This window comes from Halomonas sp. 11-S5 (assembly GCF_029889825.1).
Taxonomy (GTDB): domain Bacteria; phylum Pseudomonadota; class Gammaproteobacteria; order Pseudomonadales; family Halomonadaceae; genus Halomonas.
The window spans coordinates 73,358-89,527 of sequence record NZ_JARANW010000008.1 but is presented as its reverse complement, the minus strand read 5'-3'; the positions used below and the strand labels follow the sequence as shown (position 1 = coordinate 89,527).

Here is a 16,170-nt window from a genome sequence, read left to right as displayed (position 1 = left end):
CCCTCGGCGAGCTGGACGATCCCCATGAACAAGACCTATCACCTGCTGACGGGGCTGCACTTTGCGGTGTGCACCCTGGCCATGATCTGGCCCGGCGCCCTGATCGCCAACCGTATCGAGCCCACCGTGCTGGGCCTGCCCTTCCTCTTCTTCTGGTACACCCTGTGGATGCTGGTGCTCTTCGCCGGCATGTGGGTCGCCTTCGTCGTCCGTCATGGAGGTGGCCGCCATGAGTGATTCCGTGATTATCGTCGGCATTACGCTCGTCTACCTGGCGATGGTGCTGGTGGTGGGCCTGCGCGCCCGCGGCCAGTCGAGCGCCAGCCTGGAAGGTTATGTCGCCGGCGGCCGCCACGTGGGCGTGGTGATCCTGTTCTTCATCCTCGGGGCCGAGATCTTCTCCGCCTTCGCCTTCCTCGGCACGCCAGGCTGGGCCTACAAGCACGGCGCGCCGGCCTTCTATATCCTCGCCTACCTGTCGCTGGTGCCGATCACCATCTGGGCACTGGGCCCGCGGGTGGCCAAGCTGGGCCGCGAGCGGGGCTACCTGACCCAGGGCGACATGATCGCCGACCACTACCGCAGCAAGCCGCTCGGCATGCTGGCCGGCATCATCGGCGTGGTGGCCCTGGTGCCCTACCTGACCATCCAGATCGCCGGCGCCGGCCTGCTGTTCCAGGCCGCCACCGACGGCATGGTGCCCTTCTGGCTGGGTGGCCTGCTGGCCTTCGTGGTGGTGGCCGCCTACGTGTTCTGCAGCGGCCTGAGCGGGATCGGCTGGACCAACCTGGTACAGGGCGTGATGATGATCGCCATCGCCTGGTTCCTGGGACTGGCCATCTCCGAGCGCCTCTACGGCGGCGTGGGGGAGATGTTCACCCAGCTCCAGCAGCAGGCACCGGAGTACCTGACCATGCCCGGGGCCACCGGCATGGGCTGGGGCTACTTCAGCACCGCGGTGCTGGTCAGTGCCTTCGGCGGCGCCATGTGGCCACACCTGTTCATGAAGTTCTACTCGGCGGACAGCGGCAAGACTTTGCGCAAGGTCAGTGTCTTCTACCCCCTCTACGCCTACCTGCTGGTGCCGCTGTTGTTCATCGGCTTCGCCGGCATCCTGGCCTTCGCCGACTCGCCCCTGGAGCGCTCCGACACCGTGCTGCTGAAGATGGTGATGGAGGTGGCCAACTTCTCGCCCTGGGTGATCGGCCTGATGCTCTCCGGCGCGCTGGCGGCGGCCATGTCCACCGGGGCCAACCTGGCCCATACGGCGGCCGTGGTGCTGGTGCGCGACGTGATGGGCCCCACCGTGATGAAGGGCGCCAGCGAGAAGACCACGGTCAGTGTGACGCGCTGGAGCGTGCTGGGGCTGTCGCTGGCGGCCTACCTGATCGCGCTGCTCAACCCCGGCTCGCTGGTGATGATCCTGCTCACCGCCTATGGGGTGATCATCCAGCTGTTCCCGATGGTGATCGGCGCGCTGTTCCTGCCACGGCTGCGCCGCGCCAGTGTGATGGCAGGTGCGCTGATCGGCAGCCTGGCCTTCCTGCTGATGGAGTTCGTCTGGAGCTCGCCGCTGGGTTGGCACGCCGGGGTCTGGGCGATGCTGCTCAACGTGGTGGCGGTCGCCGTCTGGCAGCGTTTCAGTAGCACCGCGCACGCCCCCCAGCCCCATAACAGCCACTAAGCCCCGGGAGACCACGATGACGACGCAAACCGACACGTACGACCTCAAGGGCCTGGATCTCAAGGGCGCCATCGGCGCCCAGGTGGAAGCGACCCTCGAGGAGGTGCAGGCGCTGTACCGCCAGATTCACCAGCATCCCGAGCTGCCCTTCCAGGAGCACGAGACCAGCGCCCGCCTGGCCGAGGCGCTGGAAGCGCTGGGCTATGAAGTAACCCGCGGCGTGGGCGGTACCGGCGTGGTGGCCCTGCTCGAGAACGGCGACGGCCCCACGGTGATGCTGCGCGGCGACATGGATGCCCTGCCGATCAAGGAGGACACCGGCCTGGACTTCGCCAGCACGCGCACGGTGGAGACGGAGGGCGGCACGGTGCCGCTGATGCATGCCTGCGGCCATGACCTGCACAGCAGCTGCGTGGCGGGGGCCGCTGCCGTGATGGCGGGACTCAAGGAACACTGGTCCGGCACCCTGATGCTGATCTGCCAGCCGGCCGAGGAGATCTTCGGCGGCGCCAGGGCCATGCTCGATGACGGCCTCTACACGCGATTCGCCCGGCCCGATGTCATCCTCGGCCAGCACAACATGCCGGCCCTCGCCGGCACCGTCGGCCATCGCGCCGGCAGCGCCATGGCCGCCTGCACCAACCTGGCCGTGACGATCCACGGCGCCGGCGGCCACGGCTCCATGCCGGCGCAGACGGTGGACCCGGTGGTGATTGCCGCCCATGTAGTCACCCGCCTGCAGACCATCGTCTCCCGCGAGGTGCCGCCGGAGGAGACCGTGGTGGTGACCGTCGGCAAGCTGCACGCCGGCACCCAGGCCAACATCATCCCCCACTCGGCGGAGCTCGAGATCAATATCCGCAGCTTCGACAACGCCCTGCACCGCCAGGTGGTGGAGGCCATCGAGCGCATCATTCGCGCCGAGTGCGAGGCCGGCCGCTCGCCGAAGCCGCCGGAATTCCGCGTGCTCAATGAGACCCTCGCCCTGCACAACGACCCGGCGACGGTCGAGCGGGTGCGCCGGGCCCACGGCGAGCACTTCGGCGAGGCCGGCCTGTACGCCATGCCGCGCCTCAACGGCAGCGAGGACTTCCCGTTCTTCGGCAACGCCGCGGAGGGCGGCTTCGGCGGCGAGGACATCCCCTACGTCTACTGGTTCATCGGCGCCACCCCGGCCGAGCGCTGGGCCGAGACGCCAGGGGCCAGCGTGGCCGAGAAGATGCGCCACCTGGAGATGCCCCACTCGCCCTACTACTTCCCGGGCAACGAGGTCACCCTGCGCACCGGCATCGAGGCCATGGCCACCGGGGCACTCGCCTACCTGGGATAGCCTCGGCAGGACAGCGAGGCCGTGCAGAATGGGAGGGCGACATCCACCTTTTTATACTCCGCATGAGTGCCGATGAACTTGATGTAGACCGCGCCGAACCGGCAGGCAACGGCGATAATCAGCCTGAAGGCAGCTGCGGGCATGCGAAAGACAGGTTTTCAGGATTCACTGCAACAGCCCAAAGTGCTGCAGCTGTTCAAGGAAACGCTCCTTTCGCCAATGCTTGGCCACTTTCCTGTCCAGGCGCTCCTCGAAGGCGGCCTGCTCGCCGTGTTCAATGGCCAGCTCATGCAGGTCTGCAAGCAACCCGGCGGCCATCTCGTAGCCCTTGGGCTGCCGATATTCGCTCATAGAGGAAAAGGTCGCGGTCGGTGGGTAACCATCACTTATTGCTTCCTGTCCCTCTCGGCTTGCATCGCCTTCATCAGCCCCTCGATGGTGCGAAGATTCTCCTCGTGGAGCGAGGCTTCGCTATTCCGCTTGGCGGCGATACCCGGCGGTATACGCCGTTCGTCCGGCTTGCGGCCGCCCCGGCGAAAGCCAGCCTGGATCGGCGCCAGCATGAAATCGATCTCTTCTTCGTCCAGCGTTTCCGGATCGAAGTGGCCGTCCTCGGCGTCCAGCAGCATCTCACCGTGCTCATCGCCGCGGCCGGCGGCGGCCTCCTTGAGCGCCTCGAACCCACTGATGCCGCCGATATCCTCCGGCGGGCAGGCCATGGCGCCGTCGATCAGCCGCGGGCAGGGGTTGGTCTCGGCGAGGCCGGTCGCTTCCACCACGATGCGATGTATCCAGTCGTCGCCGAAGTCGTAGAGGTAGTGGAAGGTGTTGTCCTTCAGCCGCGCGGCGATGATCTTGAGCCTGGCGTTGCGCGCCAGCGCGATGGGCCGGTCGCTCCAGTCGTCCGGCTCGCCGTAGTAGCGGCCGTTGCACTCGAACTCGAAGAGATGACAATCCACCCAGCCCATGGCGGCCTGGATGACCTCGTGCAGGCGGTGCAGGTTGATCTGCTCCGGCACCAGCACGCGGCGCCAGACCAGGGGATCGGTGTCGAGCAGTTCGATACGCAGGCGAATATCAGGCATGGGGGGCCTTGATCAGGCTCTCGGCTGGAATGCCGAACAGGTGGTGAAGCGTCCAGACCATGGCGAGGGCCAGGTTCCGTTGGCCGCAGAGTATCCCATGGACGCCGTTGCGTCGGCCATTAACACCATTGGCGGGCCCCGGGGGCCATACCCCCGGGGCCGCTTACCACTGGCTCACCGCTTCGCTTTCCCGTCGATCAAAAGTCGAAGAACACCGTCTCGCCCTCGCCCTGCAGGCGGATATCGAAACGATAGCGCACCTTGCCGTCGGCCTCCTCGCGCCTGGCGATCAGCGTCTGGCGCCGTGCCGGCGATTCGATGCGGGAGAGCACCGGGCACTGGGCGTTGGCCTCGGCCTCATCCTCGAAGTAGAGGCGGGTCTGCAGGTGAATGTTGATGCCGCGGGCGAAGAGCGTCAGGTTGATGTGCGGCGCCATCGGCTGGCCGCTGGCGTGGACCACCGGGCCCGGCTTGAGGGTCTTGAGCGACCATTCACTGCCGTGGTCGAAGGTAGTGGCGGTACGCCCGAAGCTGTTGAACGGCTTCTTCAGGTCGTACTCGCGCTGGTACTCACCGTGGGCGTCGGCCTGCCAGGCCTCGAGGAAGGCGTCGCGCACCAGGTCGCCGTTGCCGTCGATCACGGTACCGACCACCTCGATGTGCTCGCCCTCGGCCTCGGGCTTGGCCATCTCGTTCCAGATCTCCTCGTCGCGGGTCGGGTTGCCGGCGGCGGCCAGGGCCAGGCCGATATGCACGTAGGGCCCGGCGGTCTGGGAGGCGGTCTCGCGCAGCATCAGCTCGCTGGCGGGCTGGGAATTCGGCTGTTTCATCTCATTGTCCCCTTGCTGGTTCTCGAACCGATCACTGGTTCTCGAAATAGGTCTGCAGTTCGCCACGCACCACCAGGTCGAAGCGGTAGGCCAGGCAGTCCATGGGCCGGCTGCGGGCCATGTCCAGGCGGCCGATCATGGTCTCGACGGCCTCGGGGTCCTTGAGGGTATTGACGATGGGACACAACGGGATCAGCGGATCGCCCTCGAAGTACATCTGGGTGATCAGGCGGGTGGAGATCGCCGGACCCATCACCGAGACGTGGATGTGCGAGGGTCGCCAGCTGTTGACGTCGTTGGGCCATGGATAGGGGCCCGGCTTGATGGTCCGGAAGCGGTACCAGCCCTGACCATCGGTCAGGCAGCGCCCCACGCCGCCGAAGTTGGGATCCAGCGGGGCCAGGTAGTTGTCGTTGCGGTGACGATAGCGACCGCCGGCATTGGCCTGCCACATCTCCACCAGGGTATGGGGTACCGGCTTGCCGAACTGGTCGACCACACGGCCGAACATGATGATGCGCTCACCCACCGGCAGGCCCTGGCTGTGATCCTGGCGAAAGTTGAGCAGCAGGTCGTTGTCATGGGCGCCCATGCGCAGGCCACGGAAGTCGGGGCCGCTGAGTTCGGAGGCGGTGGCATGCTGCATGCTGACCAGCGCCTGGCGCGGCGAACGGGCCACGGAGGTCTTGTAGCCGGGGGCATAGGCCGGCGGATGCCAGTTGCGGTCGCGCTCCACGAAGCGCTTGTTGGGGTCCTGCATGCGATCGTCTCCGGGGGTTGTGGATCCCGATCAGTGTGGCCGCGTGTCGCCGGCCTGCCAATTGACGTCTCGCCCCTTCGACATAACCCATGGGTTATGTGTTACGTCACGATCGCCGCCATGCCCGCCGCGACCTCGCGGAGGGTCTCGCAGAATCCTTCCAGGGCCAGTGACGGCTCCAGGCTGGTGTTGGTACAGAGCCCCACCGAACCGCCCTGCTGCTCCAGCGACAGCGCCAGCTCGCCTAGCCGGCCATCGTCCAGGGCGCCGCGCACCGCCTCTTCCGGAGCCACCCAGATGGCATCGCTGCCCAGGGTGTAGCGATGGCTCAGCGGCAGCGACAGGGTCTCCAGCTGCCGCCCCGGCAGGCGCAGCGAGTGGCGCACGCAGAAGCTGTCGACCTGCTGGCGCAGGGTGGTGTGGGGAGGCGGCAGTACCCAGGGGAAGTCCGCCAGGCGTGACGCCTCGAGCGGCGCGACCCCGGCCAGGGGGTGGCCGGCCCGGACCGCCAGCACCAGGCGCTCGTAGTAGAGGTGCTCGAAGGCCAGGTCGCGGATCTCGCGGGCCTCGGTCATGCGCCCCACCACCAGGTCCAGTTCCCCTCGGCGCAGCCGGGAGAGCAGGAAGGCACTGGGCCCGGTCACCACGTTGACACCGGTCTCGCCGGCCTCGGCCTGCTGCCAGCGCCGGATCGCCTCGGGCAACAGGCGGCTCTCCACCGTGGAGAGCGCCCCCACCCTGAGCCAGCGCACTGCGGCATGCGCCTCGCCCAGCGCACTGACACCCTCCTCCAGGGCGCGGATCGCCGGGCCGGCGTGGCGCAGCAGGGTCAGGCCGGCCTGGGTCAGCGCCACCCCCCGGGAGGTCCGCTCGAAGAGCGCGGTGCCGAGGATCTCCTCGAGTTCCTTGATGGTCTTGGACATGCCCGGCTGGGTGATCGCCAGGCGCTCGGCGGCACGCGCGAAGCTGCGCTGACGGGCCACCTCCAGGAAGGCCTGGAGGTGGCGCAGCTTGATCCGGGCATTGAGCATTCAGGCCTCCGGTTGGCGGGCAGCGAGAAATAGGCTTCTCAGCAGTCACGGCAATAGCCCAAGGCGCTGCAGCTGTTCGAGGAAACGCTCCTTGCGCCGATGCTCGGCCACTATCCTGTTCAAGCGCTCCTCGAAGGCGGCCTGCTCGCCGCGTTCGATGGCCAGCTCACGCAGGTCCGCGAGTAACCCGGCGGCCATCTCATAGCCCTTGGGCTGCCGACGGCCAATCTGGCTCAGCACTTCCTGCCAGGCTCGCTCGCCCAGCCTGGCCGCCTGGGCCACTCGCTCCTGACGCAGCTTCTCTTCTGCCGCCACCTGCTCCGCTTCCCGACGCGACTTCTCCTCCAGATAGGCCTGGCGATGTCGCTCGTGTGAGGCGTTGGCCTGTATCTTCAGCTCGGCCACGCTACGCCGAGGCGACTGCTCCGTCTGACAATGCTGGCGAAGGCGACGCTGCAGTTCGGCGGTCACACTGCCGTCACCCTCCAGCAGGCGCCGCAACAACGCATCCTTTTCCTGCAGGGGAAGGGAGGCGATGAAGCCCTCGACCTCACTGCCGGCAGGCACCTTCTCGCTGGACTCGGCAGCGGCATCCACCAGCATGGGATCGAGCGCCATGAACTCGGCCAGCGCCTGCTGGCTGGGGGTCAAGGGGCCGATGCCCGGTAGTGGCTCCAGGGCCTCTTCACGGACATAGCCGAGCTGCACGGCCCACAGCCAACCGAGGTAGAACAGCCGCAGGTCACCGGCGAGCAGCTCCTGGCGCAACCCCGCCAGCGCCCCCATCCAGCTGCTGCCATCATCGAACTCGTCCCAAGCGGCCTCTTCATCGGCTTCGACATCGATATCGATCAGCCAGCCTTCGGGGGTCTGACGGACCTCCAGTAGATCACACTCATCCAGCTGGAAGGCGTCCAGATCCGTCAGGGAAAGTGCCATCCTGGGTAGTCGAATCAGCAGCCGCTTATACCCCCACATCGCCACATAGACATGCAGGTCGAAGTAGCGCTGCAGCAGCCGGGTGGGATCGGCCTTCAGGTTGCCCCATTCATAGTGGTTGGTAAAGCCGGTCGCCGTGATGCGCGCCCGGCTGGAAATCGCTCGCAGCGCCTGCTGGTCATCCACGCTCAAGGGCCGGTCTACGGCCAGAAATCGTAGTACTGGTATTCGCTCATGGCTTGCTGTAGCGGCTCCTGGCAACGAATGCAGGGTTATCGACCCAACCAGTCGAAGCGATAATCGGTCATGACCATCTCGGCGGCACGACCTTCCTCGAGCGTATCGCCAGGCAGGGCCTCACCGCAGAAAGGGCAGTGGCTGATGCCGATGGCTGCGCACCAGAGGGTATCGCCCTCCTGCTCCAGCCTATGGTACGTATTCAGATCTTCTTCCGTCGCAGTGCGCTCGAAGTACAGGCACCAGCGCCAGTGCCGATCCTCTTCGAGAAAGTTTGCAGCCAGGTAGACAAACACGCCTTCAGCCGGCATGTACTCACACAAGTGTTGACGGCCCGCCATCATGTCCGATTCCTGCCCCTCTCGGCCTGGAGTGCCTGCCTCAGCTGCTCGATGGAGCGAAGGCTCTCCTCATGGAGCGAGGCTTCCCTATCCCGCTTGGCGGCGATACCCGGTGACGTGTGCCGTTCGGCCGCCTTGCGGTCACCCCCGTCGAAAGCCGGCCTGGATCGGCGCCAGCATGAAATTGATCTCCGCCTCGTCCAGCGTTTCCGGATCGAAGTGGCCGTCCTCGGCGTCCAGCAGCATCTTACCGTGCTCATCGCCGCGGCCGGCGGCGGCCTCCTTGAGCGCCTCGAACCCGCTGATGCCGCCGATATCCTCCGGCGGGCAGGCCATGGCGCCGTCGATCAGCCGCGGGCAGGGGTTGGTCTCGGCGAGGTCGGTCGCTTCCACCACGATGTGATGTATCCAGTCGTCGCCGAAGTCGTAGAAGTAGTGGAAGGTGTTGTCGGTCAGCCGCGCGGCGATGGTCTTGAGCTTGGCGTTGCGCGCCAGCGCGATGGGCCGGTCGCTCCAGTCGTCCGGCTCGCCGTAGTAGCGGCCATTGCACTCGAATTCGAAGAGGTGACAATCCTCCCAGCCCATGGCGGCCTGGATGACCTCGTGCAGGCGGTGCAGGTTGATCTGCTCCGGCACCAGCACGCGGCGCCAGACCAGGGGATCAGTGTCGAGCAGTTCAATACGCAGGCGGATATCTGGCATGGTGAGAGTAGTCGTTGTTGCCGTGTTGTATGGTGGATGCTGACTGGCTCTACAGACACTGTAGCGGCAGGTAGACGTGATAAGTTAAGCCCAATGATCAGCGACGGTACGCCATGGCGACGATGAATTTCAATACCGCCAACCAGACCCTGCGCCAGCTGCTGGGCAATGGCCTCACCTACCGGGTACCGCCCTTCCAGCGCGACTACACCTGGGGAGAGGATGAGTGGGATGACCTCTGGCAAGATGTGCTGGGTCTGTTCGAGGAGGACGGCGAGCCGGCCCACTACATGGGCTACCTGGTGCTCCAATCCGCCGATAGCAAGCACTTCGACATCATCGACGGTCAGCAGCGCATCACCACCCTGAGCGTGATGATCCTGGCGGGGCTGGGGCTCCTGCAGATGCTGGTCGAGGCAGGACAGGATGCCAATGACAATCGCCGTCGCCAGGAGCAATTGCGCAACAGCTACATCGGCTACATGGATCCGGTTTCGCTGATTCCACAATCCAAGCTGACCTTAAACCGCCACAATGACCGTTTCTACCAGACTTACCTGGCCCCCTTGGAGCACCTGCCCCAACGCGGCCTGCATTCCTCGGAACACCAGCTGCGCAAGGCGTATGGCTGGTTCCGGGAACACCTCAAGGAGCATATCGGCAGCGAAGACGGCGGCGGCCAGCGGTTGGCCGCCTTCATCGACAGCCTGGTCGACAAGCTGTTCTTCACCGTGATCACGGTCACCGACGAGCTCAACGCCTTCAAGGTGTTCGAGACGCTCAACGCCCGCGGCGTTCGCCTCTCCTCCACCGACCTGTTGAAGAACTACCTGTTCTCGCTGGTTAGCTCCGCCTCGACCCATGAGACTGAGTTGAAGGCCCTGGAGGACCGCTGGGAACGCATCGTGGGTCTTCTTGGCAGCGAGAGCTTCCCCGAATTCCTGCGCGTCTACTGGAACAGCCGGCATCGGCTGGTGCGCAAGGCCGAGCTGTTCAAGACCATACGCCGCCGCGTCAGCGACCGGGAAGGTGCCTTTGGCCTGATCCGCGAACTCGATCACCATGCGGGACTCTATGCGGCTCTGCGGGATCCCCAGGACCCGGGCTGGAACGAGCCGGAGCAGCGCGCCCTGGAACAGCTGCAGATGTTCAATGTGCGCCAGCCGCTTGCCATGCTGCTGGCCTGCCACCGGCGTTTCTTCGAGCAGGAACGGGAAGTGTTCATCCGTATCTTGCGTGCAATCGCCGTAATCGCATTGCGCTACAACGTGATCTGCAGCCTGCCGACCCATGAGCAGGAGCGAACCTACAACGAGGTGGCCTGGAAACTGGCGGAAGGCGAGATCGGCAACCTCCGGCAGGTACTGGCAGCGTTGCGTGGCGTCTATCCCGATGATCGCCAGTTCAAGGCCGCCTTCACCGAGAAGGCACTGCGCACCACCAGCAGCCGCAACCGCAAGGTGGTGCGCTACATGCTGTTCGAGATCGAGCGCCAGCGTAGCGGTCAGTCCCTGGACTTCGAGAGCCCCGCCTATAGCTTGGAGCATGTACTGCCTGAACATCCGTCAGAGACCTGGACGCATATCCCAGACGGGAAGCTGGATGGGCTGATCTACCGTCTGGGCAACATGACGCCTCTGGAAAGCCGGGTGAACCGGGATATCGGCAATGCCGACTTCGATGAGAAACGCCGTGCCTATCTCGCCAGTGACTTTCAGATCACACGGGCCATTGCCGAACAGAATGACCACTGGGACGAGAGCCGTATCGAGGCCCGCCAGAAGCGGCTGGCCGATATCGCCGCCGGGATATGGCGGGTCGACTTTGTCGATTATTAACCTGGCTTCAGGCTTGCGCCTCCACGACGAAGGCCCATGGGGGACGGAGGCTTCTCGACAAGCAAGGCCCGTCAGGCTTCGCCGCTGCCCCAGCCCAGCTGCTTGGCCAGCGAGAAGGCATGGTTGGCCGCCGGCACGCCGCCATAGATGGCCACATGCATCAGCACCTGGCGCAGCTCCGCCTCGGAGAGGCCGATGCGCCTGGCGGTCTTGAGGTGCAGGGTCAGCTCCTCGCGACCCAGGGCGGCGAGGATGCCGGTGGTGATCATGCTGCGCTCGCGACGGGTCAGGTCGTCATTGCTCCACAGCTCGCCCCAGGCCAGGCGGGTGATCATCTGCTGGAAGGGCGCATCCAGGCTGGTGGCCTTCTCGGTGGAGCGCGCCACGTGCTCCTCGCCCAGCACCTGCTTGCGGGTCTCGAGGCCGGTGGCATAGTCGACGCCCTCGGCGCCCACGTCGCCCAGGTCCACCGCCATCACCGCCAGCAGCTTCTCGGCGAACAGCCCCGGCACCTCCACGGAGGGCACGTGGCCGACGCCCTCGAGGACCTCGAGGGGGGCGCCGTCGCACTCGGCCGCCAGGGCCTCCAGGGTCGCCGGGGGGGTCGCCATGTCCTCGCTGCCGCCGAAGAGCTGCACCTTGACGCCCGGGTGTTGAGATAGAGGGCCGGAGAGCTTCCCCGTGAAAGTGTCGCGCCCCAGCATCTCGCAGAGCCGCGCGTAGGATTCGTCATCACCGCGGCCCATCTGGGTGCACCAGCCTGCCTTGAGGGCCGGCTCGGCCTCGAAGCAGGCGGGGGCGAACCAGCGCGGCACGATCTCCTCGGACATCGCCGCCAGGCCTTCCTGGCGCACGCGGCCGGCACGGGTGTTCCACAGCTCGGCGTTGCCGATCACCGCCCCGGTGTTGGTCAGGGTGGCGGAGAGCAGCCGCTCGCCGTGCTGGCTGACCAGCTGCTGACCCACCACCCCGCCGATGGAGGTGCCGGCGAAGTGGAAGCGGCCGGCGCCGGCGTGGTCGGCCAGCGCCAGGGCTTCGCTTGCCAGGTCGGCCGGGGTGATCGCTCCCTCGCCCCAGGCCTGGCTCGCGCCGTGGCCGGGCAGGTCCCAGGTCAGCACGCGGTAGCGTGGCAGCAGCGCCGGCAGGACGTCGTCCCACACCGCCTGGCTCATGCCCAGCGGGTGGGCCAGCATCACCAGGGGATTGGCCTCGGCGCCGAGCAGGCGATAGGCCACGCTGCGGCCGTTGATGGTCAGAAATGCCATAGAAATCTCTCCTGACGCCTAACGTCAAAATTCAAGGTTGTCCCCCTCGACGGCGGTCCACACCGTCCCTCAGTGGCCCCGAAAGGGACCGATGGCGAGTCGTTAAACCGCCTTGAGTCCCAGGATCTCGCGCGCCTGTTGCCAGGTAGCCACCGGGCGCTTGTACTTCTCACAAAGCGCCGCCACCCGCTCGACCAGGGCGGCATTCGAGGGGGCCAGGCTCTCCTTGTCCCAGCGGACGTTGTCCTCGAGGCCGGTGCGCGTGTGGCCTCCGGCGGCGATCGACCACTCGTTGAGCACCAGCTGGTTGGCGCCGACACCGGCCCCGCACCACTGGGAACCCGGCGCCAGGCGCTCGAGGGTCTCGATGTAGAAGTCGAAGGTCGGCTTGTCGGCCGGCATGGCGTTCTTCACGCCCATCACGAACTGGACGTACAGCGGCGCCTGGATCTTGCCCTGCTTCATCAGGTTTACCGCCTGATGGATATGCGACAGGTCGAAGGCCTCGATCTCGGGCTTGATGTCGTAGGTCAGCATCTCGGAGGCGAGCCAGTCCACCAGGTCGGGGGAATTCTCGTAGACGCGCGTGGGGAAGTTGTTGGACCCCACCGACAGGCTGGCCATATCGGGCTTCAGCGGTAGCATGCCACCGCGCTCACGCTCGGCACCGGAGCGGCCACCGGTGGATAGCTGGACGATCATGCCCGGGCAGTGCTTGCGCAGCCCTTCGAGCAGGCGGGCAAACGTCTCGGGATCCGAGGTCGGGGTCTGATCCTCGTTGCGGACATGGCAGTGCGCAATGCTCGCCCCGGCCTCGAAGGCCGCCTGGGTGCTCTCGATCTGCTCCTCGATGGTGATCGGAACCGCCGGGTTGTTCTCTTTGCGTGGCAGGCTGCCGGTGATGGCAACACAGATAATACAGGGATTCGACATGGGAACCTCGCGTTATGCCTGATGGCTTGTGTGGAGGGTAAGCAGGAGCCTCAAGGGTGATGCCGTGGGCGCCTAGGCCCGCTCGATCAGGGTGGCGATGCCCTGCCCCACGCCCACGCACATGGTGCACAGGGCGTAGCGCTTGCCGCTCTTCTTGAGCTCGTGGGCAGCGGTCAACAGCAGGCGCGCGCCGGACATGCCCAGCGGATGGCCCAGGGCGATGGCACCGCCGTTGGGGTTGACCCGTGGGTCGTCATCCTCGAGGCCGAGGTCGCGCATGCAGGCCAGCGCCTGGGCGGCAAAGGCCTCATTGAGCTCGATCACGTCGATCTCGTCCAGTGACACGCCGGTACGCTCGAGCAGCTTGTTCACCGCGGGCACCGGGCCAACGCCCATGATGCGCGGCTCGACGCCGGCGGTGGCCATGCCGAGGATCTTCGCCATGGGCGTCAGGCCGTGCTGCTCCACCGCTTCTCGACTTGCCACCAGCATGGCGGCGGCGCCATCGTTGACCCCGGAGGCATTGCCGGCGGTGACGCTGCCGCCCTCGCGGAAGGGGGTGGGCAGGCCGGCGAGCTTCTCCAGCGTGGTCTCGCGCAGGTGCTCGTCCCGGTCGAAGACCAGCGGCGCCTGCTTGCGGCGCGGGATCTCAATGGCGGTGATCTCCTCGGCAAAGCGGCCGGCCTGCTGGGCGGCGGCGGCCTTCTGCTGGGAGCGCAGGGCGAAGGCGTCCTGGTCCTCGCGGGCGATAGTGAACCGCTCGGCGACGTTCTCGGCGGTCTCCGGCATGGAGTCCACGCCGTAGGCCTTCTTCATCAACGGGTTGATGAAGCGCCAGCCGATGGTGGTGTCCTCGATCTTCTGGCCGCGGGAGAAGGCGCTGTCGGCCTTGCCCATCACGTAGGGGGCACGGGACATGGACTCCACGCCGCCGGCCAGGGCCAGGTCCATTTCGCCGGCCTTGATGGCACGGAAGGCGGTGCCCACCGCGTCCATCCCGGAGCCGCACAGGCGGTTCAGCGTGGTGCCGGGCACGGAGGTCGGCAGGCCGGCGAGCAGCAGCGACATGCGCGCCACGCTGCGGTTGTCCTCGCCGGCCTGGTTGGCGCAGCCCATGAAGACATCTTCGATGGCCGCCGGGTCGAGCCCCGGGGCCTGGGCCAGCACCGCCTTGAAGAGGCTGGCGGCGAGATCGTCGGGGCGCACGCTCGAGAGGGTACCGCCGAAGCGGCCCACAGCGCTGCGCCGCGGATGACAGAGGAATACGTCGCTCATGATTTAGGCTCCTGAAATTCGCCGCTAGAACGCGGCGAGCGATGGCCAGACAAGGCGAGAGACAGCGAAAAAGCGGAGTTTACAAATGGGTAAATGAGCATTTTGAACTGTCTCTCAACGCCGTATGGCCGAGCGCAGACCGTTATAGGGTGAATTTACTCGCCGGCGTGCTGGCGTTCGGTTCTGTCCTTCAGCTCGCGAAGGATCTCGAGCTCCTTCGCACTGGGCTCCGGGGTGCTCTCGAGCTCGCCGGCGAAGCGGATCTCCCAGCCGGTGGCATCACACACGTCCTCGCGGCTCACGCCCGGGTGCAGGGAGACCACCGTGAGCTCCTTGGTCTCGGGGTCGGGCTTCATCACGCAGAGGTCGGTGATGACGCGCGTGGGCCCCTTGCCGATGTTCGGCACGCCGTCGCGGCCCTTGCCGTCGCGTCCGAAGCCCAGGGTGGTGGCGAAGTCGACGTCCTTCACGAAGGCACGCTTGGAGTGCTTCAGGGTGATAAAGACCTCTCCCGCATTCGTCGCAATTTCGGGAGCGCCGCCACCGCCCGGCAGGCGCACCTTAGGATCATGGTAGTCGCCGATCAGGGTGGTGTTGAGATTGGCGTAGCGGTCGATCTGGGCGGTGCCCAGGAAGCCCACGCTGATCTTGCCGCCCTGCAGCCAGTAGCGGAACATCTCCGGCACCGCGACGGTGGTCAGGGCCGACTCGCACAGTTCGCCGTCGCCGATGGAGAGCGGCAGCACCTCCGGCTGGGTCTGCAGGGTGCCGGACTCGTAGATCAGCACCACGTCGGGGGCATGGGTCAGGCGCGCCAGGTTGGCGGCCTCACTGGGCAGGCCGATGCCGACGAAGCAGGTCATGCCGTTTTCGAGTGCCCGGGCGGCGGTGACGGTCATCATCTCCGAGGATGTGTAGGCGAGGCTCATCAGGCATTTCCCCCTGTCGAGTTGGCATCTTGATCGTAGACGTTCTCGTCGAGCCACCGGGTGAAGGCGTCGCGGTCGCGGGCGATGGCATCCCACTCCTTGTAGAAGCGGTTGTTGCGCGGGTAGTAGCCATGGGCATAGGAGGGCAGCGCGCCCTTCTCGGCCACGGCGATGGCATTGATGGCCCAGCCCGGGATGATGCAAGTGTTGGGGTGATAGTCCGGCTCGGCGGTCAGGTCCTCGACGATCTCCTCGACGGTGACGATGCTCCGCGTCGCCGCCAGCACGGCCTCCTTCTGCACGCCGACGATGCCTTCCACCAGCACGTTGCCGGCCCGGTCGGCCTTCTGGGCGTGGACGAGGGAGACATCCGGGCGCACCGCCGGCACTGCCGCGAGGCGCTCGCCGGTAAAGGGGCATTCGATGAACTTGATCTGGTCGTTGACGTTGGGCAGCTCACTGCCCACATAGCCGCGCAGCACGGCCAGCGGCAGGCCGGCGGCCCCGGCCTCGAAGGCGCAGGCCATGGCGGCGTGGCTGTGCTCTAGGATCTCGATCTTGCGGGGCCAGCCCTTCTCCACGGCGTCGCGCAGGCGGTGCAGGGAGCCCACGCCGGGGTTGCCGCCCCAGGAGAAGATCACCTTCTTCGCACAGCCCGCGCCGATCAGCTGATCGTAGATCAGGTCGGGGGTCATGCGGATCAGCGTCAGGTCGCGCTTCTTCTGGCGGATCACCTCGTGACCCGCGGCGAAAGGAATCAGGTGGGTAAAGCCTTCCATGGCCACGGTGGCGCCGTCCTCGACGTAGCGCGCGACCGCGTCATGCAGGCTCAGGAACTCGGCCATGATGGTTCGCCTCTTGCTGTTGCGTTCGGGAGGCCACCGGCCGGCCCGAATATGTTCGTGAAGTGAACATAGGTTTGTAGTGCGAACAAATTACCGCCGTCATGCTCGCCCGTCAAATCCCGCCGAGCGCGCAAGAAAAAAGGGAG

General features: G+C 66.2%; 18 protein-coding genes. 4 read left to right on the top strand and 14 right to left on the bottom strand.

The features are described from left to right. Window positions 1–24 precede the first annotated feature (24 nt). The 3 genes from OP497_RS08435 to OP497_RS08425 are packed head-to-tail and all read left to right on the top strand — an operon-like array spanning window position 25 to window position 3,014. Window positions 25–237, top strand: coding sequence for a hypothetical protein (locus OP497_RS08435; protein WP_280547755.1), 213 nt, complete (start codon window positions 25–27; stop codon window positions 235–237). After that, window positions 230–1,684: a sodium:solute symporter family protein gene (locus tag OP497_RS08430; RefSeq protein ID WP_280547754.1), complete on the top strand. Its 1,455-nt coding sequence runs from the start codon at window positions 230–232 to the stop codon at window positions 1,682–1,684. Before OP497_RS08435 ends, OP497_RS08430 begins: the two co-directional genes overlap by 8 nt. 16 nt (window positions 1,685–1,700) lie before the next feature. Continuing rightward, window positions 1,701–3,014: an amidohydrolase gene (locus OP497_RS08425; protein ID WP_280547753.1), complete on the top strand. Its 1,314-nt coding sequence runs from the start codon at window positions 1,701–1,703 to the stop codon at window positions 3,012–3,014. Here OP497_RS08425 and OP497_RS08420 read toward each other — a convergent pair. From OP497_RS08420 to OP497_RS08380, 9 genes are all read right to left on the bottom strand, one after another. Continuing rightward, complete coding sequence (locus tag OP497_RS08420) at window positions 3,002–3,157, bottom strand: type II toxin-antitoxin system HigB family toxin (RefSeq protein ID WP_280547752.1); 156 nt, start codon at window positions 3,155–3,157, stop codon at window positions 3,002–3,004. The genes OP497_RS08425 and OP497_RS08420 overlap by 13 nt on opposite strands. A gap of 22 nt (window positions 3,158–3,179) precedes the next feature. Beyond that, window positions 3,180–3,365 (bottom strand): hypothetical protein, encoded by a 186-nt coding sequence (locus OP497_RS08415; RefSeq protein WP_280547751.1) that lies wholly within the window; start codon window positions 3,363–3,365, stop codon window positions 3,180–3,182. A gap of 35 nt (window positions 3,366–3,400) precedes the next feature. Continuing rightward, the gene (locus tag OP497_RS08410; protein WP_280547750.1) at window positions 3,401–4,099 is read right to left on the bottom strand and encodes a plasmid pRiA4b ORF-3 family protein; all 699 of its coding nucleotides are present in this window, start codon (window positions 4,097–4,099) and stop codon (window positions 3,401–3,403) included. A gap of 197 nt (window positions 4,100–4,296) precedes the next feature. Then, window positions 4,297–4,929, bottom strand: a complete 633-nt coding sequence (pcaG, locus tag OP497_RS08405; RefSeq protein WP_280547749.1) for a protocatechuate 3,4-dioxygenase subunit alpha — start codon at window positions 4,927–4,929, stop codon at window positions 4,297–4,299. 31 nt (window positions 4,930–4,960) lie between these two features. Further along, window positions 4,961–5,689 carry a protocatechuate 3,4-dioxygenase subunit beta gene (pcaH, locus tag OP497_RS08400; RefSeq protein ID WP_280547748.1) on the bottom strand — a complete coding sequence of 243 codons (729 nt, stop codon included), beginning with the start codon at window positions 5,687–5,689 and terminating at the stop codon, window positions 4,961–4,963. Between the two features lie 101 nt (window positions 5,690–5,790). Continuing rightward, window positions 5,791–6,720 (bottom strand): pca operon transcription factor PcaQ, encoded by a 930-nt coding sequence (pcaQ, locus tag OP497_RS08395; RefSeq protein ID WP_280547747.1) that lies wholly within the window; start codon window positions 6,718–6,720, stop codon window positions 5,791–5,793. A gap of 45 nt (window positions 6,721–6,765) precedes the next feature. Then, a complete protein-coding gene (locus OP497_RS08390) occupies window positions 6,766–7,851 on the bottom strand; it encodes a hypothetical protein (protein ID WP_280547746.1) in 1,086 nt (361 codons plus the stop codon). 80 nt (window positions 7,852–7,931) lie between these two features. Continuing rightward, the gene (locus OP497_RS08385) at window positions 7,932–8,240 is read right to left on the bottom strand and encodes a hypothetical protein (protein WP_280547745.1); all 309 of its coding nucleotides are present in this window, start codon (window positions 8,238–8,240) and stop codon (window positions 7,932–7,934) included. Window positions 8,241–8,378: 138 nt separating this feature from the next. Further along, window positions 8,379–8,939: a plasmid pRiA4b ORF-3 family protein gene (locus OP497_RS08380; RefSeq protein ID WP_280547744.1), complete on the bottom strand. Its 561-nt coding sequence runs from the start codon at window positions 8,937–8,939 to the stop codon at window positions 8,379–8,381. A 113-nt stretch (window positions 8,940–9,052) separates the two neighbouring features. Between OP497_RS08380 and OP497_RS08375 the strand changes: the two genes are divergently transcribed. Next, window positions 9,053–10,777, top strand: coding sequence for a DUF262 domain-containing protein (locus OP497_RS08375; protein WP_280547743.1), 1,725 nt, complete (start codon window positions 9,053–9,055; stop codon window positions 10,775–10,777). A gap of 71 nt (window positions 10,778–10,848) precedes the next feature. Here the strand turns inward: OP497_RS08375 and OP497_RS08370 are convergent, their stop codons facing one another. From OP497_RS08370 to OP497_RS08350, 5 genes are all read right to left on the bottom strand, one after another. Beyond that, on the bottom strand, window positions 10,849–12,042 hold the full coding sequence (locus tag OP497_RS08370; protein ID WP_280547742.1) for an alpha/beta fold hydrolase: 1,194 nt from the start codon (window positions 12,040–12,042) through the stop codon (window positions 10,849–10,851). A gap of 102 nt (window positions 12,043–12,144) precedes the next feature. Further along, window positions 12,145–12,975 (bottom strand): 3-keto-5-aminohexanoate cleavage protein, encoded by an 831-nt coding sequence (locus tag OP497_RS08365; protein ID WP_280547741.1) that lies wholly within the window; start codon window positions 12,973–12,975, stop codon window positions 12,145–12,147. A gap of 72 nt (window positions 12,976–13,047) precedes the next feature. Continuing rightward, on the bottom strand, window positions 13,048–14,250 hold the full coding sequence (gene pcaF / locus OP497_RS08360; RefSeq protein WP_280547740.1) for a 3-oxoadipyl-CoA thiolase: 1,203 nt from the start codon (window positions 14,248–14,250) through the stop codon (window positions 13,048–13,050). A 155-nt stretch (window positions 14,251–14,405) separates the two neighbouring features. Further along, window positions 14,406–15,179: a CoA-transferase subunit beta gene (locus tag OP497_RS08355; RefSeq protein WP_280547739.1), complete on the bottom strand. Its 774-nt coding sequence runs from the start codon at window positions 15,177–15,179 to the stop codon at window positions 14,406–14,408. Beyond that, window positions 15,179–16,024, bottom strand: coding sequence for a CoA-transferase (locus OP497_RS08350; RefSeq protein ID WP_280547738.1), 846 nt, complete (start codon window positions 16,022–16,024; stop codon window positions 15,179–15,181). The genes OP497_RS08355 and OP497_RS08350 overlap by 1 nt, the downstream gene beginning before the upstream one ends. Window positions 16,025–16,170 lie beyond the last annotated feature (146 nt).